The 25,744-nt window shown below is 41.4% G+C and carries 18 protein-coding genes; 12 read left to right on the top strand and 6 right to left on the bottom strand.

Annotated features, from left to right (window positions below):
- Positions 1-253 precede the first annotated feature (253 nt).
- Positions 254-2,917 carry a M14 family metallopeptidase gene (locus BM375_RS10075; RefSeq protein WP_093365747.1) on the top strand — a complete coding sequence of 888 codons (2,664 nt, stop codon included), beginning with the start codon at positions 254-256 and terminating at the stop codon, positions 2,915-2,917.
- Positions 2,918-3,103: 186 nt separating this feature from the next.
- Here the strand turns inward: BM375_RS10075 and BM375_RS10070 are convergent, their stop codons facing one another.
- The 3 genes from BM375_RS10070 to BM375_RS10060 all read right to left on the bottom strand — a co-directional run bounded on the left by BM375_RS10070 (position 3,104) and on the right by BM375_RS10060 (position 4,749).
- A complete protein-coding gene (locus BM375_RS10070) occupies positions 3,104-4,102 on the bottom strand; it encodes a D-alanine--D-alanine ligase family protein (RefSeq protein ID WP_093365745.1) in 999 nt (332 codons plus the stop codon).
- Between the two features lie 195 nt (positions 4,103-4,297).
- Positions 4,298-4,531: a type II toxin-antitoxin system RelE/ParE family toxin gene (locus BM375_RS10065; protein WP_317614817.1), complete on the bottom strand. Its 234-nt coding sequence runs from the start codon at positions 4,529-4,531 to the stop codon at positions 4,298-4,300.
- Positions 4,531-4,749, bottom strand: a complete 219-nt coding sequence (locus tag BM375_RS10060) for a hypothetical protein (RefSeq protein ID WP_093365744.1) — start codon at positions 4,747-4,749, stop codon at positions 4,531-4,533. The genes BM375_RS10065 and BM375_RS10060 overlap by 1 nt, the downstream gene beginning before the upstream one ends.
- 252 nt (positions 4,750-5,001) lie before the next feature.
- Here BM375_RS10060 and BM375_RS10055 point away from each other — a divergent pair, with 252 nt between their 5' ends.
- From BM375_RS10055 to rpsA, 5 genes are all read left to right on the top strand, one after another.
- Complete coding sequence (locus BM375_RS10055) at positions 5,002-5,751, top strand: PASTA domain-containing protein (RefSeq protein WP_093365742.1); 750 nt, start codon at positions 5,002-5,004, stop codon at positions 5,749-5,751.
- A gap of 104 nt (positions 5,752-5,855) precedes the next feature.
- A complete protein-coding gene (mltG, locus tag BM375_RS10050; protein WP_244525873.1) occupies positions 5,856-6,902 on the top strand; it encodes an endolytic transglycosylase MltG in 1,047 nt (348 codons plus the stop codon).
- Positions 6,903-6,986: 84 nt separating this feature from the next.
- The gene (locus BM375_RS10045; protein WP_093365739.1) at positions 6,987-7,394 is read left to right on the top strand and encodes an acyl-CoA thioesterase; all 408 of its coding nucleotides are present in this window, start codon (positions 6,987-6,989) and stop codon (positions 7,392-7,394) included.
- A gap of 3 nt (positions 7,395-7,397) precedes the next feature.
- Positions 7,398-8,363 carry a YihY/virulence factor BrkB family protein gene (locus tag BM375_RS10040; RefSeq protein WP_093365738.1) on the top strand — a complete coding sequence of 322 codons (966 nt, stop codon included), beginning with the start codon at positions 7,398-7,400 and terminating at the stop codon, positions 8,361-8,363.
- Positions 8,364-8,488: 125 nt separating this feature from the next.
- Positions 8,489-10,423 (top strand): 30S ribosomal protein S1, encoded by a 1,935-nt coding sequence (gene rpsA, locus BM375_RS10035; RefSeq protein WP_093365736.1) that lies wholly within the window; start codon positions 8,489-8,491, stop codon positions 10,421-10,423.
- Positions 10,424-10,480: 57 nt separating this feature from the next.
- Here the strand turns inward: rpsA and BM375_RS10030 are convergent, their stop codons facing one another.
- Positions 10,481-11,092, bottom strand: a complete 612-nt coding sequence (locus BM375_RS10030) for a response regulator (RefSeq protein WP_093365734.1) — start codon at positions 11,090-11,092, stop codon at positions 10,481-10,483.
- 164 nt (positions 11,093-11,256) lie between these two features.
- Positions 11,257-13,140: a tetratricopeptide repeat-containing sensor histidine kinase gene (locus BM375_RS10025; protein WP_212611662.1), complete on the bottom strand. Its 1,884-nt coding sequence runs from the start codon at positions 13,138-13,140 to the stop codon at positions 11,257-11,259.
- A 346-nt stretch (positions 13,141-13,486) separates the two neighbouring features.
- Here BM375_RS10025 and BM375_RS10020 point away from each other — a divergent pair, with 346 nt between their 5' ends.
- The 6 genes from BM375_RS10020 to BM375_RS09995 all read left to right on the top strand — a co-directional run bounded on the left by BM375_RS10020 (position 13,487) and on the right by BM375_RS09995 (position 23,650).
- On the top strand, positions 13,487-14,485 hold the full coding sequence (locus tag BM375_RS10020; RefSeq protein WP_170852634.1) for a vWA domain-containing protein: 999 nt from the start codon (positions 13,487-13,489) through the stop codon (positions 14,483-14,485).
- Positions 14,486-14,513: 28 nt separating this feature from the next.
- Complete coding sequence (locus BM375_RS10015; protein ID WP_139227557.1) at positions 14,514-15,305, top strand: hypothetical protein; 792 nt, start codon at positions 14,514-14,516, stop codon at positions 15,303-15,305.
- Positions 15,306-15,316: 11 nt separating this feature from the next.
- Entirely contained in the window at positions 15,317-15,874 is a 558-nt protein-coding gene (locus tag BM375_RS10010) for a lipocalin-like domain-containing protein (RefSeq protein WP_093365728.1), read from the top strand.
- Between the two features lie 213 nt (positions 15,875-16,087).
- Positions 16,088-16,891: a hypothetical protein gene (locus tag BM375_RS10005; protein ID WP_139227555.1), complete on the top strand. Its 804-nt coding sequence runs from the start codon at positions 16,088-16,090 to the stop codon at positions 16,889-16,891.
- A 36-nt stretch (positions 16,892-16,927) separates the two neighbouring features.
- The gene (locus BM375_RS10000; RefSeq protein ID WP_093365724.1) at positions 16,928-17,467 is read left to right on the top strand and encodes a hypothetical protein; all 540 of its coding nucleotides are present in this window, start codon (positions 16,928-16,930) and stop codon (positions 17,465-17,467) included.
- A 309-nt stretch (positions 17,468-17,776) separates the two neighbouring features.
- On the top strand, positions 17,777-23,650 hold the full coding sequence (locus BM375_RS09995) for an alpha-2-macroglobulin family protein (protein ID WP_093365721.1): 5,874 nt from the start codon (positions 17,777-17,779) through the stop codon (positions 23,648-23,650).
- Between the two features lie 71 nt (positions 23,651-23,721).
- Here the strand turns inward: BM375_RS09995 and gyrB are convergent, their stop codons facing one another.
- Entirely contained in the window at positions 23,722-25,680 is a 1,959-nt protein-coding gene (gene gyrB, locus BM375_RS09990) for a DNA topoisomerase (ATP-hydrolyzing) subunit B (RefSeq protein WP_093365719.1), read from the bottom strand.
- Positions 25,681-25,744: the final 64 nt, after the last annotated feature.

Genomic DNA, 25,744 nt, shown 5'->3' with positions numbered 1-25,744 from the left:
TTTAACATCATTCCCGCCTCAGGCGGGACTTCATTACCTCGCGATGATGTTTAGGATTTGCCTCTCACACAATCACACGCGATAGCAAACAGTAAATCAAACCTATAAGGTTTCGGAAAACCTTATAGGTTTTTTTATATACCCACCGCTAGCCCCCTTCTCTTGTAACAATACAAATACCTCTTCTCTCCTCTTTTTTATATTACCACCATATTTCTTATTTTTATAGGTAATACTAACATACCTCGTAAACATGAACTATCTAAAAGTATTTTCCTCACTCGTGATTTATTGTGTGCTACTGTCTACACAGAGTTTCGCACAGGTTACGCCGCCTAAAGCCCACTTTGGCTTTAATATCGGCGATGATTACCATTTAGCTACATTCGGACAAACAGAAGCCTATTTCAAAAAACTAGCTGAGGAATCCGACCGCATCCGTTATACGGTCATTGGCAAAACAGAAGAAGGACGGGATCAACCTATGCTGATTGTGACTTCGGCAACCAACCAGAAAAACTTGGAGCGTTACAAATCCATAGCACAACAGCTCGCTCGTGCAGAATTATCAGAAACTGAGGCAAAACAACTGGCAAAAGAAGGAAAGTCCGTTATTTGGATTGACGGCGGTCTACATTCCACAGAAACAGTAGGTATGCACCAGTTGATAGAAATCGCCTATCTTTTAGCTAGCCGCAACGATGACGAAACCCAGGCCATTTTGGACAACTGTATTGTACTGCTTACCCACGCTAATCCGGATGGGCAAGACCTCATCACCAATTGGTATATGCGCGAGGCAACGCCAGAAAAACGTTCTTTGTCTTACGTCCCTTTTCTCTACCAAAAATATGCAGGCCATGACAACAACCGCGACTTCTTCATGCTGAACCTCAAAGAGTCGCAAAACATGGCACGCCAGCTTTTCATCGAGTGGAATCCACAGGTTATGTATAACCACCACCAGACTGCCCCTGCCGGAGCTGTGGTAGCAGGAGCCCCCTATCGCGACCCGTTCAATTATGTATTTGACCCGCTATTGATGAGCGGCATTGAATCTTTGGGTGCGGCAATGTCTTCCCGTCTGTATGCAGAGAATAAACCTGGTTATACCCAGCGTGGAGGATCTGTTTTCTCTACCTGGTATAATGGAGGGTTACGTACCACAACCTACTTCCATAACACCATAGGTCTTTTGACAGAAATCATCGGTGGTCCTAATCCTTTTGAGATTCCATTGGTTACCTCGCGCTTATTACCAAGCAGCGATACCCACAATCCCGTCATTCCACAAACCTGGCATTTCAAACAATCCATAGATTATTCCACTTCATTGAACTACGCAGTGATGGGCTATGGGGCAAAATACAAAAACGAGTTGCTTTTCAATATTTACCGGATGGGCAAAAACTCCATTGAGAAGGGACAAAAAGATACTTGGTCACTGTCTCCAAGCAAAATAGCCGTCATCGACAGCGCATTCAATAAGGCTAAACGGGAAAATAAAGAATTGGCGAACCAACGTTATATGCCAAGGGAATTTATGGACTCCCTGTTCAAGAATCCGACATATCGTGACCCTCGGGCATTCATCATCCCCGCAGAACAAGCCGATCTCAATACAGCAATCAAATTCCTGAATGCATTATCTGCAAACGGAGTAAAGATACACCAGGCGACACAGCCTTTCTCTGTAAACGGCAAAACATACCCTGCGAAGAGTTTTGTTGTGAAGACCGATCAGGCTTTTCGTCCACACGTATTGGACATGTTTGAGCCACAAGACCATCCTAATGATTTTGAATATCCGGGAGGTCCTCCTATCGCACCTTATGATGCCGCAGGATGGACATTAGCTTATCTGATGCATGTGGATTTCGACCGCATCATGGATGACTTTACAGCACCGCTTGAGGCTCTGCCTTATGGCGAACCCATACCACCTATTGCCAAGCCACTGCCCAACGGAAAGTTCTTACAGCTGTCAGCTAAAGAAAATGACAGCTTTGCCTATGCCAATCTTTTGTTAAAGAACAAACAGAAAGTTTACCGTGACCAAACGCAAGGCGATTTCTTCGTATTGAACAACAAAGAGTCACGTAGCATCTTAGAAACAGCAGGATTAACCATCCTTGAGGCGGCTCAGATCCCTAACGGAGCCGATGCTATACAGTCCTTACGCATTGGTTTATGGGATACGTATGGCGGGAGCATGCCTTCGGGATGGATGCGCTTCCTTTTCGAGAAATTCCACTACGATTACGAAGTCTTTTACGCTCCTGACATTGATAAAGGCGATTTGAACAAACGTTTTGATGTGATTGTTTTAGTTGGCGGTTCAATTCCTTCACTAAGTAGCAATCCTACTTTTCGCGGTGTGCCGAATGAAATGCCCGAAAGCCTTCCGGAAAATTACAAATCGATGTGGGGACGTACAACCGTAGAAAAATCCATTCCTCAACTGGAAAAATTTGTACGTGAAGGTGGACATATCGTTACTATCGGCAATAGCGCGAGTTTAGCAGAACATTTTAAATTAGGTGTGGAAAATGCCTTAGTCGATGACAGTGGCAATCCCCTGCGTAGAGAAGTCTATTATACTCCTGGCTCTGTCCTTACGGTCGATGTAGCACCCCATGCTTCCACTTACGGTTACGGACAACAGATGGACTTATATTTCAGTAATGACCAAGTTTATCGGATCAAAGACACTTCTATTAAGCCATTGTTATGGTTCGCTTCCGACAAAGTCTTAAAAAGTGGTTGGTCATGGGGAGAGAAATATCTGAAAGATGGTGTGGTTGCTTTTGAGAAAGAAATGGATAAAGGGAAATTAACCGTGTTTACGCCGAACATTACTTTCCGTAGTCAAACCCACGGTACATTTAAGCTCCTACTTAATAATTTATATAGGTAAATAGATGGGGGATGTCTAAAAAAGTCTGCAAAAACGCGTCATTGTGCCTCGCCTCTGGCGATGGAGAAGCGCAGCGAGGAAGCCTTCCTACCGCAGGCAGGCAATCGGCGTTTTGCCGTCACAAGATTGCTTCGTTGCCTCGCAATGACGGTGACGGCGAACTTTTAGACATCCCTATTATACTATTTACAAAGCTGCCTCGATCAGCTCACTGTAGAAATCGCCTTCTTTCATCCCAAAAGCCCTTACCTGCTGTGGGATAAAACTTTGGGCAGTCTGTCCGGGAATTGTATTGATTTCGATAAAATAAAACTTATCGGTGTCGTTTTCCAAAAAGAAATCCACGCGCACCATACCTTTACAATTAAGGCGTATATAAATCTCTTGAATAATACGCGCAGCTCTCTCCTGTTGTTCGGTTGTCAGATCTGCTGGTGTGATTTCCTCTGTAAGGCCGGGAATATACTTCGCCTCGAAGTCAAAAAATTCGCGCGTAGTACGCACCTCTGTAGCTGGCAATACAACAAGCTCCCCAGCAGCATTACGAAATATACCCTGCGAAAATTCCCTACCGCTCACAAATTCTTCGACAAGCACCTGCTTACCGGTATTTTCAGCATCATAAGCCTTATCCAAAGCTTCCTGCAGTTCGTCAAAGGCCTTCACCTTGCTCATACCGATACTACTTCCGCCAGCATTAGGCTTCACAAAATAAGGCAGTTGCAACTTCTCTCTAACTAAGTTTACCGCCTCTGCACGGTGATTCTCAAAAAGTAACACCGAATTGGCCACAGACATTTCTGGAATATCCGCTAAGATAGCTTTCGTATAGCCCTTATTCATGGTCAAGGCAGAGGTCAATGTTCCACAGGAAGTATAAGGAAGTCCAATCATATCCAAGTAGCCTTGCAAACGTCCATCTTCACCCGGCGAGCCATGCAGAATGATAAAAGCAACATCAAATTTTACGATATGTCCATCCATATCCAAGGTAAAGTCCTCTTTATTCACCTTGTATCGGATACCGTTTTCATTGACATGAAACCAAGCATCCAGACCAATGGTAATTGGATACACATCATATTTATCCGTATCCAATTGGGATTGCACGAACGCTGCACTTTTAAAAGAAACTTCCGCTTCGCCGGTATAGCCCCCGGTGATTAATGCTACTTTTGTCTTCATTCTTTTTTTATCCTTATTTTAGGGGAACCTCTATATCCGCAAAAGCAGGAAAAATAGGCTCTAATGGTCATAATTAATGTTAAATCTTTCGGTTAGGCAAAAAAGAGCCTTTCCCATAAAATTTCTTTCGTTATTTTCTCCTATTTTATAATTTAATTTATGAAAGCTTAAAATAAATCAGAATGTGTTCCTGTTCTAATTTTTTATTTCCTCATTCTGCTCCCAGACCAACAACCAATCAGGTTGAATATGGCATTCCCAATTCCCCTGATAATTACCAGAAAGCTTATGTGGCTTATATTTCGCAGGCAGTTTTCCGCTCTTCTCAAGAAGGTTGACGACATCCCTCAACAAACGTTCTTCCAAACCGCTTTTTATAGATTTTTTAAAGTCTTTTTTAAACTTATTTGTAGCAACAATCTTATACATTAATCACGCAACTTTTCAAATAACTCATCTACGCTCTCCGCTTCTATCAAGTCAATACCTAATTTAGCTTCTTTAATTGCTTTTTCAGTTTCTTTATTATAACGCGGTGTTTCGTCTTCTGTAATAACAACGCCCTTAGCATTCTCAGAGAGAAACTTTGCCATTTCCAAAATTAATTTTCCAGCCTTAGTCCGTTTGTTTATAGTTATCGTTGTCATACCTTATTGATATTGCTACTCACAAATATACAAAAAATACCACGATACATCCTCTGTTTCAGATGCGTTTTTTGCCTTCCTCACTAGGGCTATTGCTACCGTCACCTACATAATGCCTTCACCTCGATCGCTTTAAATTATATTGCATATAAAAGTGAATTTATGTAGGTTTGCCTTGAAGTATAATATACTTTGATATAGAAGGTGAGATATACCATACAGCTCCCCTATTACGTTTATATAGAATAATATATGTCGAAATTCTTTTCATACCTCAAAACAGATTCGTTCAGAAAAAACCTGATTGGTGCTGTTATTTTTATCATTGTCTTATTTCTATCGATTTATTTTGGATTGAAGATATACACCAAACATGGCGATTCCATTGAAGTACCTGTAGTAAAAGGACTCCATATCAATGAGGCTATCAAAGTTTTGGAACGTGCAGATCTGGAATATAATATCGACTCGGTATACCAAATGGAGATGAAACCCGGAACGGTTATCGAACAAGATCCTGATCCACAGTCACAAGTTAAAACCGGGCGTACGATCTATTTGACCATCATTACGCAGGTAGCACCGGAAGTAGCTTTCCCTGAAATCATTGACAAAACTTTGATTGAGGCAACGGCTATTTTACGCAATCAATCGCTTAAGGTAGCGGATACGACATATATTGCTGACATTGCAAGAGATGTCGTTCTCGAAGTGAAATTCGCAGGCCAACCACTTAAAACCGGGCGTATGATTGCCAAAGGCTCTGCTGTGACATTGGTGCTGGGGAATGGACGTGGTGCCAACGAAGTGGAAATACCTTATCTGATTGGCCTTTCGCTCAATGAAGCTAAATTTGCACTTACAGGAGTAGGGCTTAATCTTGGGGCAGTTTCTTTCTCTGGCTTGGACAGTCTCTCCGCAAAAGTGATAAGCCAACAACCGGACACAACGGCTGGTATTGTGAGTATAGGAACGGCAGTCAATATAACACTGTCAAATTAAAATAAAGCTTTAAAATAAGGTGAAGACAGAAATGGTAGTAAAGATGGTGATGTAAGATACAGCTTCCTTCACCCCATAACTTCGTTCACTTCCATAACTTTAATATGATGACAGAAAAAAAAAGACGCTTCCCAAAATGGCTTACGATAGCATTCTTTATCGTTTTTGCCGTGGGTGCTTTTATAGGCTTTAAAGCTTATCAGGCTTTTCTTGGCCCAAGTGTAACAGCACAACAGGAATACCTGTATATCAAGACCGGCTCTACCTATCAGGATGTGCTGAATACGCTGAGGGAGCAGGATATCGTAAAAGATGTGCAACTCTTCGACTATGCTGCAAAAGCAATGAGCTACTCTGATGCCGTAAAACCGGGACGTTTCAAACTAACCGAAGGTATGTCCAACCGACAGCTTATCGGCAACTTACGCGGCGGATATCAAGAAGCCGTCAAATTCCGTTTCCAGAACATTAGATTGATAGATAACTTTGCCGCGATTTTAGCCCAAAATTTTGAAGCAGACTCTGCTACCTTTTCACATTTGCTACATAGCGACACACTGGCCCAATCTTACGGTTTTACCAAGGAGAGTTTCTTTAGTATGTTCATCCCGAATACTTATGAAATCTATTGGAATACAGCGCCAGAGAAAGTTATTGACCGACTGCACGACGAGTACAATAAATTCTGGACCGATGAACGCAAACAAAAGGCTCAAGCGCTGAATATGACTCCCCAAGAAGTCAGTATTTTAGCCTCTATCGTACGCGGGGAAGCCTTACATACAGACGAAATGCCTGCCATTGCAGGATTGTATATCAACAGACTGCAAAAAGGGATGTTGCTACAGGCAGACCCGACCGTTATCTTTGCTAATCAGGATTTCACTATCCGTCGGGTACTGAACCGCCATTTGACAATTGACAATCCTTACAACACCTATCGGTACAAAGGGCTACCTCCGGGACCAATCATGCTTCCGAGCATTGCCGCTATCGATGCTGTGCTTAATTATCAAAAACACGATTATATCTACATGTGCGCCAAGGATGACTTCTCGGGATACCACAACTTTGCCAAAACACAGGCAGAGCACTTAGTGAATGCCCGCAAATTCCAACGCGCATTGGACGAAAGGAATATTAAAAAGTAGTGCGATATGCGTATTGCGTATAGAGACAAAAAGAATTTTAAAACATCTCAATACCCAATACGCTCTACTCAATACTAAAGAAGAATGTTCAAACACGAAACCACCTTACGCATCCGATATGCAGAAACTGACCAAATGGGCTATGTCTACTACGGCAACTATGCTTCATTCTATGAGGTAGCGCGTACGGAAATGCTTCGCAGTACAGGAATTTCTTACAGGGAACTGGAAGAAATGGGCGTGATGCTGCCCGTGACGGATTTGACCTGTAAATACTATCAGCCTGCACGGTATGACGATCTCATCACCATCGTGACCTACATCAAGGAAAAGCCACTGGTACGTATCAAGTTTGAATACGAAATCTTCAATGAAGAGGGAACTCTACTCAACACCGGCTCCACTCAACTGGTGTTTGTGGATATGGCCAAGAACAAACCTTGCCGTGCCCCGCAAGTCTTTCAAGAGAAGATGGAACCTTTCTTTCCCTAAAACATGAAGCGGAGGATACACAGCACATTATTGCGGTTCAAACCCTATGACCAGTTCATCGAATGGACGAAAGTCGCTGTTATTCCCGGATTTGGCTCGCTCCCCCTCTATACCGTGTTCGCATTTTTCTTTCAGGAGATAGCCCGCGAGTCCATCTGGAACAAAGCTTCTTCCCTCGCCTATAACTTTATGTTGGCTATCTTTCCGGGGATACTTTTTCTCTTTACTTTAATCCCTTATATACCTGTCAACAACTTTCAGGAGACGCTATTGGAACTGTTACAGATAGCACTACCGGATAACGCATACGAGTTTCTGCAATCCACTTTGGTAGACATCATCAAAAACCAAAATTCCGGCTTGCTATCTTTCGGTTTTCTATTGGCTACCTTCTTTGCCACCAACGGCATGGCCACCCTGATGGTTGCCTTTAATAAAGCCTCCCTTTCCAAAGAAAAAAGAAGCTGGTTCAGACGTAGGATGCTGGCTATTGCGCTTTCCTTTGCCATCGTTTTGGCACTGACCTTAGGCATCGGTATATTCACTGGTACTGGCTGGGTAATCAACTACCTAAAGCAACATATCGAATATGATCTTTCTTGGTTCTGGACATTTGCCCTCATACTTTCGCGTTGGATAGTCCTATTCGGGATTTATTTTATAACCGTCAGCATGCTGTATAAATTTGGACCCAGTGATGCTAAGAAATGGCACTTTATCAATGCCGGCGCTACGCTTGCGACAATTTTGGCGATACTCACCTTTTCGGGATTCACATTCTACATTAACAATTTCGGGGCATACAACAAGCTTTATGGCTCCATCGGGACATTGATTGTCGTCATGATCTGGATGTACCTCAACTCGCTGATTCTCCTGATAGGCTTTGAACTGAACGCCGCTATTGCTCTTTCCAAACAGAGCATTAAAATCGTGAAACCGCGGGTGTATAACTCCTTTAAACAGTGAGACAAATCATACGCAAACGACTTTTCTCTCTCGACTTACTTTTTTTCTATATAATCTCTTGTAAATAAAAGTTTTTCGTATCTTTGCAGTCCTTGCAATGCAGGGAAAAGGAGAATTAATAATTAATGGCAAAAAAACAAGAAGCAGAAAAAGAGTTAGCGGCGAAAAACGCAGAGCTACAAGGTGCTGACACTAAAGTAGTGAAAGACACTGAGAAAATCGAGTCTGAAGCAGATTCAAAATTAATCGACGACATCAAATCCAGCACATGGAGCACACCAGAAGGTGACTTCGACTGGGATTTCGATGAAAAAGCTTTCGGTAACTACAGCGAAGCTGAGCGTACTAAATTAGAAGAGCAGTACGCTGGAACGTTCAACCAAATCAACCAAGGTGAGATTATTGAAGGTACTGTAGTATCTATCAATAATAAAGATGTTGTTTTGAACGTAGGCTTCAAATCAGACGGTCTTGTAGCATTATCTGAGTTCCGCGACTTACCTGACTTGAAAGTTGGTGACAAAGTTGACGTATTTGTTGAATCACAAGAGGATGCAAACGGTCAGTTGGTATTGTCACGCAAACGTGCTAAAACACAAAAATCTTGGGAAGCTATCAACGAAGCATTGGAGAACGATGCAATTATCGATGGTTTCGTAAAATCACGTACTAAAGGTGGTTTGATCGTGGACATCAAAGGTGTAGAAGCTTTCTTACCTGGTTCACAGATCGACATCAAACCTATCCGTGACTATGACGTTTACGTAGGTAAAACTATGGAATTCAAAGTGGTTAAAATCAACCATGAATTCAAAAACGTTGTTGTATCACACAAAGTATTGATCGAAGACGATTTAGAAAACCAAAAATCAGAAATCGTTGCGAAATTGGAAAAAGGACAAGTATTGGAAGGTACTGTTAAAAATATCACTGACTTCGGTGTGTTCATCGACTTGGGTGGTGTTGACGGATTGCTTCACATTACTGACATCTCTTGGGGCCGTATCGAGCATCCAAAAGAAGTATTGTCTTTAGACCAAACTATCAACGTGGTTGTATTAGACTTTGATGACGAGAAAAAACGTATCGCATTAGGTCTTAAACAATTGTCAGAGCACCCTTGGGAATCTTTGGACACTGCACTAGAAGTAGGTTCTAAAGTGAAAGGTAAAATCGTTACTGTAGCTGACTATGGTGCGTTCTTAGAAATCACTCCAGGTGTTGAAGGTTTGATTCACGTTTCTGAAATGTCATGGTCGCAAAACTTGCGTTCACCTCAAGAGTTCTTGAAAGTAGGTGACGAAATCGAAGCACAAATCTTGACATTGGATCGCGAAGAGCGTAAAATGAGCTTAGGTATCAAACAATTGACTCCTGACCCATGGAAAAACATCACTGAGCGTTACCCAGTAGGTTCTAAACAATCAGCTGTTGTTAAGAACATGACTAACTTCGGTGTGTTCGTAGAATTGGAAGACGGTATCGATGGATTGATCCATATCTCTGACCTTTCTTGGTCTAAGAAAATCAACCACCCTAACGAATTCACTAAAGTAGGTGAAACATTAGAGGTTGTTGTGTTGGAACTTGACGAAGAAAACCGCAAACTTTCTTTAGGTCACAAACAATTAGAAGAAAACCCTTGGGATACTTTCGAAACGATCTTCACTGAAGGTTCAGTTCACGAAGGTACAGTAATCAAAGTTGGTGACAAAGGTGATATCGTAGCTTTACAATACGGTGTTGAAGGTTTCTGTCCTTCTAAACACTCTGTAAAAGAAGATGGTACTGCGTTGAAAGTTGACGAGGTTAACGAATTCAAAATCATCGAGTTCAACAAAGAAAACAAACGTCTTGTAATCTCTCACTCACGTATTTGGGAAGACCAAAAAGCTGAAGCGCGTATTGAAGAATTCAATGCTCGTAAAAAAGAAGCAAAAGCTGCTACTTCAGCCGTGAAAAAAGTAAAAGACTCTGTTGAGAAATCTACTTTAGGTGATTTAGATGTTCTTGCTCAATTGAAAGAGCAAATGGAAGGTGACGAAAAAAAATCTAAATAATTAGGTTTTAACCCCATAACTTTCTAAAGCGGCTGTCCAAAAGGACAGCCGCTTTTTTTATATTAACTTTTGCTCTATCGCTATCTTGACCAACACCGCCGTATTCTTCGCACCTAATTTGAGTAAGAGATTTTTGCGATACCCCCGAATAGTTTCTGCACTTAAAAAAATACGATCTGCAATTTCTGCATTCGTGAGTCCTTCAGAAATCAATTTTAGCAATTCACGTTCACGAGGACTTAACCATATATTTTTCTCCGAAGGACGCTTTAAGAGCACATCCACTTCATGACATAGAAACACTTCCCCTTGGGTTACAGCCTCTATACCGGCCAACACCTCATCCGCCATCGCATTCTTAATGAGATAACCCGAAGCACCATTATCCAACATCTGACGCACCACCGCATATTCATTATGCGTTGTTAGTGCCAAAACCTTGATTTCCGGAAATTGTGCTTTGATTTCCTTGCAGAAGTCCAAGCCGCTCATATCTGGCAAACCAACATCCAGAAGCAGTACATCGGGTCTCCAGAACCCCAGTGACAAACGGCATTCCACAGCACTGTGTGCAACGCCGACTACTTGGGCTATACCAGATTCCTCGATAAGATTCTGTAAACCCTCTGTTAATATCTTATGGTCGTCTACGATGGCTACTTTAATCATATTGTTTGGGATATTCTATACTGTTCGTAGAGTTAGCAAAGCGCTCTACGAACCTTTAAATACAGGGTAGTCTCAGACTACCTTTATTATAAAAATCCTTAGATTCCAACACACTTTCCCTAGCGACAGTCTAAGGATAGTCCAAGTCGTCAACTATGGCTACCTTAATCATTGTTTTCGGTTTTTGGTAATTCTATTTCAACGTGGATCTCAGTACCCTGTTCCGTAGAATAGATATGCATCTCCCCTGCAAAAGCGGCAACACGCTGTCGCACATTCTGCAAGCCCATGCCTTCCGTCACCTTTTCCTGATCGAAACCGATACCGTCGTCCTGCACAGTAAATGAGATACGGTCTTCCTCCTGTACCAGTTGCACATTGATGTGATTTGCTTGGGCATGTTTCAAGGCATTGTTAACCAATTCATGGATACAGCGGTAAATCATGATTTCCATTTTTTCGGACAGACGACTTTCATCGCCGAAGTAATGAAAATCAGCAATCGGAATTGCTTCGCAGAAATCTGTCAGGGATACTCTCAAGCCATAACGAAGCAATGATTCTGGCATCATATGATGTGCTACACGTCGTAACTCCTGTATGGAATCATCCAGCATTCCTAAAGCTTTCTGAAAACGGGTAACGTCAATTGTATCCAATACAGCAGCCTCTCCTTTCATCTGTGGCAAATTAAATTTCACCAAAGAAAGCATACTCCCCAAGCCATCATGCAAGTCTTTCGCTAAGCGCGAGCGTTCAGCTGCTTCACCATCCAAGGTGGCCTGCACGGCCACCAGCTGTTTTTCCTGTTGCAAACGTTGGGCTTCTTCTTCGGCCAGTTTACGTTTATTAACCGCTAATCGATAACGTATCAAAGCAAATGCGAGTACCGTAAGCAGAATAGTCCCCCCGGCAATACCAAGCCAAATATAGAGTTGCCGTTGTTTTTCCAAAGCTTCGATTTTGAGTTCTTTCTTTTCCGTTTGGTATACTGTTTCTATAAATGCAGTATGTTGCTGACTGTCATCATTGAAAAGAGTGTCTTTAAGCAAATAAGCTGAATATAGCTGTTGATATGCTTGTTCAAATTTTCTTTTATGGACATTAACTTGTGCCAAAACAAACAAGGCAATTTCCTTCTTATCCTTAGCACCCAACTTTTCACTCAGCAGCATACTGCGTTGAGCTGATGAATAAGCTTCGTCAAATTGATTATTTTGCAAATAGGCTTCTGATAAGGCAGAGTTTTGCCGCATCAATTCCCATTCGTCTCCAATGGATTCTGTTAACGCGAGTGCTTTCTCATATTCTTTCACCGCAGATGCATAATCCTTCTTATATTTCATAAGATAAGTCCCATAATTTAAGTGGTATAATAAGACCTTATATGGGTCATTATGAGTTTGTCCATATTCCAGAATGACTTCCAACAGAGGCATTATCTCATTATACTCCCCTTGTTGCAATAATGCGTCAGCCAAAGCTATGCTACCCGTTGCTTTCATAAAAGCATCGCCTTGCTGTTGAGAGAGTTTAATACACGCTCTTGCATATTTTTCAGCCTTTTGGTTATCTTTCACCAAGGCGTACAACGTAGAAATATTGTTCAGCGTATAAGCATAAAATTTTGTATTCTCTACCTCATCAAATAGCTTCAACGCTTGAATATAATAATCAATCGCTAATGCATATTCACCTTTCACCTGCTTTATAGTTCCGAAGTTATGTTGCACCATGGCATTCCCTTCAATAGCTTCCTTACTTGGTAAGGATAGAAATAACCTTTCAGCTTTCTGCAAATAAAAAACAGCCGAATCATAATCGGCCGTAACCTGAAAATGGCAGATTCCCAAAAATTGATAGCTTCGAGCTCTTCCTAATTTATCTTTTTGCATTTCAGCAATATTAAGTACTCGCTCAGCTAAATGAAAAGTTTCGGTGGGATGGCTATACATATGCTTTTTACTATCTTCTAACAACAATTTTATATGCACTTTTCCTGCACTATCCGTATGTTTCAAAATCAAAGAATCTAAAGATTGAGCCAAAAGATTCAAAGGAAAAGTTAGTCCCAATAAAATACAGCAAAATAACCCACCCATCCTTATCCTTATTTTCCGATACCTTCCCATCATGGTCTTTATTAAGTGTTTACAACTTCTGTTAGCAATGCTATAACAAAGGTAAGTTATTTATCCCCAATAAAAACCCCCTTTTGGGGGTAAGTCGGGCGGACATGCTCCTGTAACTTTGCTTTTACAAAAGGAGATAGAGGATGCTTTTTGCAAGTATGAGGTAAGGGAGACAGGTGAAATTATATAAGTCACATCAATCATGAAAGCAATCAAAAGTTCAGGCATTGAACCCATTTTTATAAACAAAACGGTAAACAAGATGAAAACGAACATTAAATTTATTTTGACAGGAGTTTTACTCTTGGGCTGTCTTTTCGGCTGTAAAAAAGATAACGGTCCAGCACCAATTATCGATCCTATTGATGATAATTCCTTGCCTTCTGCGGCTATTCTACGTGTCGTGGTGTTGGAAAAAACAAATGATAGGCTCAAATTCCGGCTGGATCTGGCGGTATTTCGCGATTCAGAAAATATCGAAGACAACCTAAAATCTGAAAACTTTAGTATAGACAGTCTGACGTTTCGGGGTAATGATTTTGGTTTTTCGCATAACCTCTCCAAACTGATCAACGGAACTGCTAAAAAAAACTATTCAGCTCTAATGCTAATGGATCAAAGTGGTAGCATCAGCTCAACCGATAGAGAGAATTACCGGCTAGATGCTGCCAAAATTTTCTGCAATAACTTAGGTACAGGAAATGATGTGGCTTTGTGGTCGTTTTCTGGTTCGACACATAACGAATTAGTGGCTTTTACGACCGACACCGCCATGGTGATACAGGAAATTGAAAAGCTTCGTGGCAAGGAAGGAGGCGGGACGCCCCTGTACCAATCCCAATACGAAGCAATCTCCTATACAAAAAGTAATTCCGCCAAACCCAATAAAGCTGTTTTAACATTTACAGATGGGCAAGGAAGCGGTTCTTCCGATAATGTAGCGTCGCATGCTCTAAGTCAAGACGTGTCCTTGTATAATGTCGGTTTGGGCGATGTAAATACGGTACATTTACAACAGCAGGCAGTAGCGACCGGAGGAGCATTCATGTATGCCAAAGATGCTCGGCAGCTAATCAGTATTTTCGGTAATCTGGGCAAGTTGCTATCCAATACAGCAATCTATTATCAAACGGAATGGACGATAAGCCACACCGATTCACCTAACCTCTTTCAGGGAAGTGGCGATATTACACACGAGATTACGATCCGTTTCCCTTTTGGAGGTGAAATACAGGTGCCTTTCCGAATCAGTTATGAATAAAATAATGAATGATTTAAAGAAAAAGAGAATGAAAACAATAATCAAAAAAACCATCTGGCTGTTTTTTATAACCATTGTGGTGACATCCTGTTCTAAGGACAAAGAATATTGTGACCCCAACGATGAAGAAAGCCCGTGCTATGCCGGACCATCGGCAGTATCTCCGGGGGATAAACTTTTGCTCGTCGAGTGGAAGGTGAATGGAAAAATAATCGAGACGTATCAATATAATACCCAAAACCTGCTGACTGACGTCCGTAATCCGGAGACAGGCGGAGGTTTTGATTTAACCCGAGACAATACAGGCAAACTGATTAGGCTCGACCATTTAGCGGCTGGGGGTAACGTCCATTTGAGAGAAGAATACAGTTACGGAGGAACTGGCGATAAGCCTGTATCGGGCATTCTGTACAGTCCGAACGATAACAACGATCCACTGACCATTCGCTACACCTATTCCCAAAACACTGTTACGCAAACCTTTATTGATGAGGATGATGGAGGTACAGTCACGAATACCTACACCTTTGATAATAAAGGAAACCTGATAAATGCGAATTTAGTCACGACCGGTAGCATTATCGAAAATGGCAATTATGATGACAAGAACGGAAATTTAGCCAGCCAACCTTGGCCATGGAAATTCAGTGCAGTCAATAACCCACAAGCGATAAAAACAACTTCGCCCGGATGGGTAACAGACCAGATATATAAATACACATACAACCAAGCCGGCTACCCGATGAAAGCCGAAGTCTATAACAGAGGTTCTGATGTCGCGGTACAAACACACGAATATTTCTATAAAAAAGCCAACTAAAAAACAAAGCTATGAAAACCTTAAAACATTTGTTCGCGCTGGCTATGCTGCTGTGTGCCTTTGTGGCAGAAGCCCAGTTCTTCGAGAAAGTGGGGAAAAGTGCAGAAAAGGCAGCCGAGCGTACCGTATTGCGGAAAACCGAACAGAAAACATCGGAAAAAGTAGGTAAGACCATTGACCGGGCGGTAGATGGCGATCCAGCAAAGAAACGGGAAAAGCAAAAACGCAAAAAAGAACAACAAGCTCAGCGTGAAAACAACAGTCCGCAGATCGGAGATGTAACAAAATATACCGGGAAATGGTACTATGTTTCTGAAACAGGAAAGCCGGAAGACAACTGTCAGGCAAAATCGTATTTCACCTTTTCGGGAAGTAACTATACTCATTTACTGTATAGCAAAGACTGCACGCCGGTGTCGGGAAGTTCCGGAACATTTAACATCCTTGAAAACCGGTTAATACTTGTTGAAAACGGAAAAAAGACAGGCTATTCGGTATTAAGCCTTACCGATCGTGAACTCATCCTAAAAGACGACCAGGCGCATATAATAACCTTGAAGAAGGAGTGAATCTGTGGTGTATAATCACCTCGTATAAGGATTGCTTTATAGTTATATAGGTAGTAAACGAACTCCCTTTCCTTTGGAGAGGGGCAGGGTGAGAACAAATCCCCCCTTTTGGGGGGTAAGCCACGCACGGTATCCCGTGTAACTTTGCTCTTACAGTGGATGAATAACATCTCTCATGAAGAACACGAGTTATAAAACTAAATGATAAACAAGATGAAAACAATAATCCAAAAAACAATCTGGCTACTATTTATAGCCATTGCAATTACGTCCTGTTCTAAGGATGAAGACAACTGCAATCCCGACGATGAAGAAAGCCCTTGTTATGCAGGAGTAAAGCCGGGTGAAAAACTACTGCTTATCGAAGAAAAGAATAATGGTAAAACAGAATTAAAATTTGAGTATAATAACCGCAATCAGGTTGTTGTACGCCATGTACATGACAGAGAGGGAAACATAACTGTCGAAAATTTCACCTACAATGGAGAGAAGCTGACGAAAATCGAACGAAAATCCAATGGTCAGCTTGTGATGTCTGAAGAATATACTTACGGCAACGGGAATAAGCCCGCAACAGGAGCTCTTAAAGATGAAAAAGGAGAGCTCATGACGCATATTACCTACAGCTATTCGAGCAAATCGATTACAGAAAAATCGTTTAACAAGGATGGTGAACATGTGATAACCTCTACCTATACATTTGATGACAAAGGCAATCCGCTCATCTGGCAGATAACCGCAGCAAACAATTCAATGACCAGCACCCAGACCCTGGGTGACTATGACGACAAACCTTACCGCTATACAGGCTACCCTTGGAACTGGAAGTTAAGCTCAGTGAACAATGCCCGTTCGTATTCCCAGACTACATCGGGAATAGGCGGCAGCACGGCAATAACCCAACATTGGGAGTTCACCTATAATAGTGCAGGCTATCCTATTAAGGCAGAGGTGTATGATAAAACTTCCAATACCCTAATAGAAACCCGTACATACACCTACGAACAAGCAAACTAAAGAATACATCATAAACATATTTAAATACACAAGAAAATGAAAAAATCAATCTTTATTCTCGTCGCGATTTTTATCGCTGTAGCTGCTCACGCGCAACCCTTTCAGAAAGGAACGACCACAGCAAACGTTGGTATAGGTCTAGGAACAGCTTTAGGGGGACTCGGGAAAGCACGCCCGGCCATCAGTGCCTCATTGGATCATGGCTTATGGGAAGTCGGTGGTCCTGGCGTCATCAGCATGGGAGGCTACATTGGAAATACAGGATATAAATATACCGATGCGGGATATACAGCAAAGTGGAACTATATCATTGCCGGTGTCCGCGGAGCTTATCACTATAATGGTTTTACATCTGTACCTAATTTAGATGTATACGGAGGCGCAATGTTAGGTTACAATATAGTAAAATACAGCTCTGATGGCAGTGATGTGAACATGTCGAACACCTACGGTAGCGGAGTTGGATTCTCTGGGTTCTTAGGTGGCCGCTGGTTCTTCAGTCAAAATATAGGAGGATATGCAGAGTTAGGCTATGGTGTATCTGTACTGAATGTCGGCATTACGTTTAAGTTTTAGGTTCTTACCTTTCAGGTATAAGAATTTTATCCTTTTGCCTTTCTTAATGCCATATTTCATGGCATGTTAAATCGTATTACTTTTTTTTGCAGGAGCCGTCCCGAAACATTCAGGACGGCTCTAAACTGATATAGATTTAGTTCCTAATCTAAAAAGATCGCAAATAATAAAAGTATAACAGTATGCGCAAACACTACTTTTCACATAATATGATGATATTCCAAAAAAGCACAACGCTTACAATAACAAAAACGAATTAATGTATTTAAAAATTGCTTAAATTAGGATAGTTTTAAACCTACAGGCAGCATGAAATCTCTTTTTATATCGGTAATTATCAGCATACTCCCCCTATTGGGTCTTGCTCAATCCTTTGAGGCACAATGGAAAGAAGTAGAGCGTTTGATCCAGATAAAAAACTATGCACAGACACAACCGATACTCTCCGCAATAAAAAGGGATGCAAAAGCTACTGGAAATAGCCCCGAATGGATTAGAGCCATCTTAGCAGAACACCATGCCTTAACCGTAAATATGACTACAGATTCGGCATTTTATCGGGTTCAAAGACATTTTGAAGAACAACTGTCCATTGCAAATAAGATAGAAAAAAATATTTTAAACAACCTATACGCTCAATTTCTGTCCAGAAACATATTCCAGACCAGAGTAGAGAACACAGGTCACTTCTTATCATGGGAAGAAAACCGCCGAAAATCATTTGTCGATTCAATTTTCAACAGTTCATTAAATGATCCAGACTTATTGCTAAAGCAACCGATCGAAAAATGGCATACCTTATTAAGCCACCAACAAAACCAAAGTTTGGCTCCCACTGTATATCATCTACTGGTGTATGCGTACAATGATTTTTTGAATAGTTATGGGTCTGCGAAAGAAATAAACAAAAATGGGACATTACTATTCAATTCCCTGCAGCAAATAAACAAGACACAGGGATATACAAATGCCTACGCCTATCTCCTATTCTATCCCTATACCCATACTAATCTTTGGGAAATCCACAGACAGGAAACGCAGATCGAAAAGCTGTTGAATGACCATCAGAGTGATTACAATGCCCACATACTCTTGCTCTTGGCCAATGCCTGGAAAATACACGACGACAACCGGAAAGCAATACAATACCTAAACAAAGCACTTCAAGACTACCCTACCTCCCCGTGGGCGGACGATGTGAAGAAGTTGTACGATGAATTGACCCAAGCCTCCGCTACGATGGAAATATCGAACTTTGCTTTGCCCAACAAATACACGCCCGTCAAACTGCACGCGCGAAACACAGACAAAGTATTTATTCGGGTTTACAACATTACGAATACACCCCAAAGCTACAAAGAGTATAAAACCCAATACGACAGTCTAAGCCATCGAGTAAACATAAATGCGCCTTTATCCTATGAAGAAACAGTATATCTAAAGTCCTTTGACGACTATAATTCGCATATTACCAATTATAAAATCAACCCTTTGCCTTACGGAAATTATAAAGTGCTCATTGCCAACAATCCTGATTTTCTTGATAACGGACAAGAATACGATGTATCGCAGATAGATTTTATAGTAAGCAATATCTTTGTTTCTCCAGTCATTGAAGCAGAAGGGAACCACACAACCGATTATCTCTATACTACGCTACTTGTCAATCGTAAAACAGGTCTGCCCTATGCCAACGAAAACATAAGTCTTTACTATTTTGAAAAAGACAAACCTACACAGATAAGTACGCTAAAAACAGACAAAAATGGTGTATTCAATTACCTAGCAGATTATCATAAAAACCGATATGAGCTGGAAGACCAGCTGCTGTTTATCCCTTCCGAAGACCAATTTATTCCATTGGATTATCTAAACAATATACCCAATCACATACGCGAACAAGAGACTAAAACACCGCAGAATGATGCATTGCTTCTTATCGATAGAGCTATTTATCGTCCCGGACAAGAAGTCTTCTTTAAAGCTATCCTTTATATTGATGATGCATTAAAAGGCAAGGTAATACCAAACCAATCTGTAAAAATAGTACATAAAGATGCTAACGATCAACCCATAGACACACTGAACCTCGTAACCAATGCTTTTGGATCAGTTGATGGGCGTTTTCAAATCCCTCAAAAGACACTAAACGGTTCATTTCATCTAGAGATCCACCAAAACAATCGTCTATTGGCTGAAAAATATTATTCTGTCGAAGAATACAAACGCCCAACCTTTAAGGTGAGCTTTAACGAGAATAAGAATACCTACACCAAGCAAGACACGGCCAGATTTACTGGAACTGTAGAGACCTTATCAGGAGCCAGTCTATCCCATACCTCTGTGAAGTACAAAGTTTCATTTTATGATGAGGAACACTATAAACAAATCGACTATGTAGACAGCATAACAACCACCGATCTTAACGGCAAATTCACGTTCAACATTCCACTGACGGATCCAATCTTTCATAGCCAAAAGGAGATCTCCCTACAATTTTACGCAGAAGCAATCAATGAAACTGGAGAAATTCAACAAGGATACGGGAGCTATAACTACGCAGACCAACCTTTGGACATAGCGATTATTACACCAAGTCCAATCGCCGCAGAAAAATGGGAAAATATAATCGTCAAAACTACCAATCCAAATGGATTTCCTTTATCAGCCAAAGGCATCCTCCACGTTTACAAATACGATAGTCCCACCATCATTCAAAGCGACCGCAAAGCTTTCGACTTCAAAAGCGAATACCATATCTTGGATACTGCCGATTATCAGACTTATTTCCCCCACGACTTTGACAAGCAGGACATCATGACGGAAAGACCGAAAACCTTGGTCGGCACCTTCGCTTTTGAAAGTACAGGTATAGACACCGTTCGTATTGACAGCAAACACTATACTTATGGTTCATATCTCATAGAAGCCCATAGTATCCAAGGAAGCGACACCATCAAAGCAAGTCGGACAATACAGCTATTTATAGAAAACAGCCAGAAAACAACGGACAAAGAGTTTCTGACGGTCCAGTTGGACAGATCCACCTATGCGATCGGAGATAAAGTTACAATGGACTTCAAAACCGACTTTGAGCAAGCGGGAGGCATATATCTTTGGAAAGTAAAAGGGGACACCAAAAGTCCAGTTGTATTTCTTCCTTTTAAAGGTGGACACACCTCATATACCCAATCCATATCAGAAGAAGATTTCCAGCACAACACCTGGTTCGAAATCATGATGATGCAAGAGAATAAGATGGTAACCAGACGCAAAAATATCCCGATAATACGAACCGATAAATCCCTTGCTATCCAAACAAATACATTTCGGGATAAAATCACCCCCGGTCAAAAAGAAACATGGAGCTTTACCATCAAAAACAAAGAGAACAAAACCGATAATATCGAGGTATTAGCCTCTATGTACGATACAGCGCTGGATCAATTCAGAGAACATACTTTTCCAAGTGTTTTTCCTTTGTCACGCAACTCATATTGGCATCAAATACGAAGCGGATGGTCAATGTACAACTACAATCATTATATACCAGCTCATAACCTATTCTCCAACAATTGGGACAGACAGATTTCCATGCGTCCTCCAAGTCCTCCCACCTTCAGAAATTATGGATTAGGAGAAACTAACCTCATGTTTATTGGTGGAGAAGGGACTTTAGATGAAGTTGTCGTTGTGGGATACGATGGCGATTTTACAGATCGGTTAGAAAGCAATACATCGGGTGTCGCAGTCCGAGGAGCTGTTTCAACAAATAGTGAGCAACAGCCTCTTTACATCATTGATGGAAACATCATCGTTGATTTTAAGCAAAACACATTAAGCTCAGATGACATTCATACCATCTCTGTTCTACAAAGCGAAGAAGCTGTGGCGATATATGGAGCAGATGCCGCGAATGGTGCTATCCTCATTATTACGAAAGAGGGACACAAAGTGAACCAACTTGCACAGGCTCAAACACGTAGCAATTTGCAGGAAACAGCTTTCTTTTTGCCCGATCTCCACACAGATGCGGAAGGAAATATCCGCTTTACATTCGAAAGTCCAGAAGCCTTAACGCGATGGAAATTGATGCTGTTCGCCCATACAGAAGATCTGAAAGCAGGGACCTCTTCTTTCTTTACTCAAACACAAAAACAGCTGATGGTTCGACCAAACCTACCTCGGTTTTTACGGGAAGGGGATGAAATTGTCATTAAGTCACAAATCCAAAACCTTAGCACGGTTATCCAAACAGGAACAGCCAAGCTTGAAATTATAAATCCAGAAAATAACGAAGTAATTTCTGCTGCATTTTTTAACGACACGGAATTACGTGATTTCTCCGTCGAGGCCAAGGGGAACACCATGGTATCATGGAAATTGCAAATACCCAAAGACTACCCTATTGTACAGATTAAAGTGGTTGGGGCGACCGAAGAGTTCTCCGACGGCGAAGTACATGAACTGGCTATATTGCCTAACCGTATTCTGATTACCGACAGTAGGAAAATCGTATTAGAATCTGATCAATCAGATACATTTACTATTCCTGCTGCCGCAAAAGACAATCTGCAAGCCAAAATTCAGATACAGAGCAATCCAATACTGGAAATTATCTCCGCATTGGATTACCTGAAAAATTATCCTTATGAGTGCAACGAACAGATTGCAAGCAAATGGTATGCGTTAAAAATGCTCCAATACATACAATCACATTATCCTTCAATACACAATTATTTTGACCGAATCAATCCGGACAAAGCAACGACCAAACTGGAGGAAAACAGCACGCTTAGTGAATTGGTTATAGCAGAAATGCCATGGGTGAAGCAAATTCAAAACGATAAAGACAAGGTAAAATCTTTAGCTCGGTTATTTAAAACCAATTTCCGTTCGGAGATATACACATTAGAACAGAAACTTCAAAAAGCACAATTGGAGAATGGTGCTTTCAGTTGGTTCTCAGGCGGGAAATCAGACACAAATATATCCATACGTCTTCTGGAAATATTTGGGAAAGTAGGTAAACTCGATGAAGCGTTAATAACAGACGACATCCGCAATATAGGGAGACAATTAATCCATTTCTTAGATCAAGATACCACAGTATATGGAACACATGCCTCTACGCAGATAGCATTGGACTATCTTTATGCACGCTCCTTGTGGAACGAACAGCCTTTATCTACTGAAAAAATCGAGCACCTACGCAAGCATATCGATCTAACTTCGTCCTATACAGCAGATCAACCGGCAGGATTCGCTGCCAAAGCTTGGTTGGTCAACATGCAATATGACTATTGCATTGCGAGCGTAGAAGTTAAAAACAGAATTTTGCAAGAAGCCATATACGATCAAGAGCGGGGAATGTATTGGGAAAGCAATGCACGATATTATAATAGTATGAGCATGCAGAGCTATATGATCGAAGCCTACAAACAACTTGATTCAACCAAACTGGATTACATTGCCCAATGGGTCTACTATAGCAAACAAAACGAACACTGGAAAACCACCTGGAACACAGTCGATGCCATTTATGCGCTGTTGCTAACGAATAATCCTCTGGACTTCACATTGGATAATAACGTCAGCATAGCCATAGATAATAAACCTGTAATAACCGATGATAAGGTCTTGGGACAAGTCAGTAAAGTATTAACCTCAGCAGAACTGAGGACAGATAAAGCGATCAATATCATAAACAATAATAACCGAAAAATATATGGTGGTATTTATCATCAATACTTTGTGTCACTGAAAGATGTCCGATCAACGCAAAAAGAGCTTTCTATCTCTAAAAAGGTATTCGTTCAGAAAGGAGCGGAATGGATTGAAAGCACATCGTTCAAGACAGGCGATAAGATAAAGGTACAATTAATGGTGGTTAACAATGAACCTCTGCACTATGTTCATCTACGAGACGACAGAGCCGCAGGTTTCGAACCAGTTTATCAGTCATCAGGTTATCAGTTTTGGAAAGGGTATTATTTTACTATAAATGATGCATCCACTAATTATTTCTTCGATTTCCTACCCCCAGGTCGTCATCTGTATGAGTATGAAGTAAAAACGAATAATAGTGGTTCATTCAGTAGCGGAATCGCCCAGATAATAGGTATGTACAACCCTACAGTCAATGCCCGTTCTGGAAACATCAGTATAAAAATTGAGGAATAATATCTTACTATAATAAAAAAGCTCCCAATCAAATTGATTGGGAGCTTTTTATATAATATTGAGAATAACATTTACACGTCAATCTTCGCATATTTTGCATTACGCTCGATGAATTCACGACGAGGAGCAACCTCATCACCCATCAACATCGAGAAAATACGGTCACATTCCGCAGCATTTTCGATGGTTACCTGGCGTAAGGTACGTTGATCAGGATCCATTGTCGTATGCCACAATTGTTCCGCGTTCATCTCACCCAAACCTTTATAGCGCTGTACGTGTACTGAATCCTCTCTACCAGCCCCTTTCAGACGCTGAATGGCAGCTATACGCTGGTCTTCATTCCAAGCATATTCAAATTCTTTACCCTTTTTCACCATATAAAGAGGTGGAGTGGCGATATACACATACCCTCTTTCGATCAACTCTTTCATATAGCGGAAATAGAAGGTCAAAATTAAGGTAGCAATGTGCGAACCATCCACATCGGCATCCGTCATGATGATGATTTTGTGGTAACGCAGTTTGTCTAAGTTAAGTGCTTTAGAATCCTCTGCCGTACCCACGCTCACACCAAGAGCCGTGAACATATTCTTGATCTCTTCGTTTTCGTATATCTTGTGCTCCATGGCTTTCTCCACGTTAAGGATCTTACCTCTTAACGGCATAATTGCTTGGAAGCGACGGTCACGACCTTGCTTGGCTGTACCACCCGCAGAATCTCCCTCGACAAAGAAAATCTCACATGTTTTTGGATCATTATCCGAACAATCTGCTAATTTACCCGGAAGTCCAGAGCCGCCCATCACGGTTTTACGCTGTACCAGCTCACGTGCTTTTCGCGCTGCTGCACGCGCTTGCGCAGCGATAATCACTTTCTGCACGATAGCTTTGGCCTCGCGCGGATTCTCTTCCAGATAGACGCCTAAGATCTCTCCTACCGCAACATCGACAGCTCCCATTACCTCATTGTTACCCAATTTGGTCTTGGTCTGACCCTCAAACTGTGGTTCAGCAACTTTCACAGAAATTACCGCAGTCAAGCCCTCACGGAAGTCGTCACCCGTAATATCTACTTTCAGATTTTTCAATAAACCAGACTTGTCCGCATACGCTTTCAACGTCCGAGTCAATCCGCGACGAAATCCCGCCACGTGGGTACCACCTTCAATGGTATTGATATTATTGACGTAGGAGTGCACATTCTCCGCATACGTATCGTTATACTGCAAAGCCAATTCTACAGGAACGCCCTGCTTTACCCCTTCTACATAGATCGGTGTAGGAATAAGCGATTGACGCGTGCCATCCAAGAACTTTACAAATCCTTGCAGACCGTCTTCTGAGTAGAATTCGTCAGTTTTAAGGTTACCATTATCGTCTTTCTCACGTTCATCGGTCAATACCAGACGTACACCTTTGTTCAAAAACGCAAGCTCACGCAAGCGGTTTGCCAAGGTGTCGTAGTTATAAACCGTTGTCATGGTAAAGATTTCGGGATCCGGATGGAAAGTTACAATCGTCCCGGTAACATCACTGACACCGATTTCTTTTACCTCATACAATGGTTTACCTTTCTCATATTCCTGTTGGAATATCTTGCCTTCACGATGCACAACTGCCGAAAGGAGCGTAGAGAGTGCATTCACACAGGATACCCCTACCCCGTGCAGACCGCCGGAAACCTTGTACGTATCTTTATCAAATTTACCTCCGGCATGTAGAACGGTCATAACCAACTCCAGAGCCGATTTATTTTCTTTCTTGTTTATTCCTGTTGGGATACCACGCCCATTATCCTTTACAGATATAGAATTATCTTCATGAATAGTCACTTGGATATCCGTACAATAGCCTGCGACCGCCTCATCTATCGAGTTGTCAACCACCTCATATACCAAGTGGTGCAAACCTTTGACACCCGTATCCCCAATATACATGGAAGGTCTCTTACGTACCGCCTCTAACCCTTCTAAAACCTGAATATTATCGGCTGAATACGTGGAATTGTTCTTCTTTTCTTCGCTCATGAAACTAAATTAAAATGAGAATGTTTAACAGTCAAAAATACGAATTTTATCCATAAAAATCAAA

It is taken from the genome of Sphingobacterium wenxiniae (assembly GCF_900116225.1).
GTDB classification, from domain to species: Bacteria; Bacteroidota; Bacteroidia; order Sphingobacteriales; family Sphingobacteriaceae; genus Sphingobacterium; species Sphingobacterium wenxiniae.
This window is presented reverse-complemented; position numbering and strand designations above follow the sequence as displayed.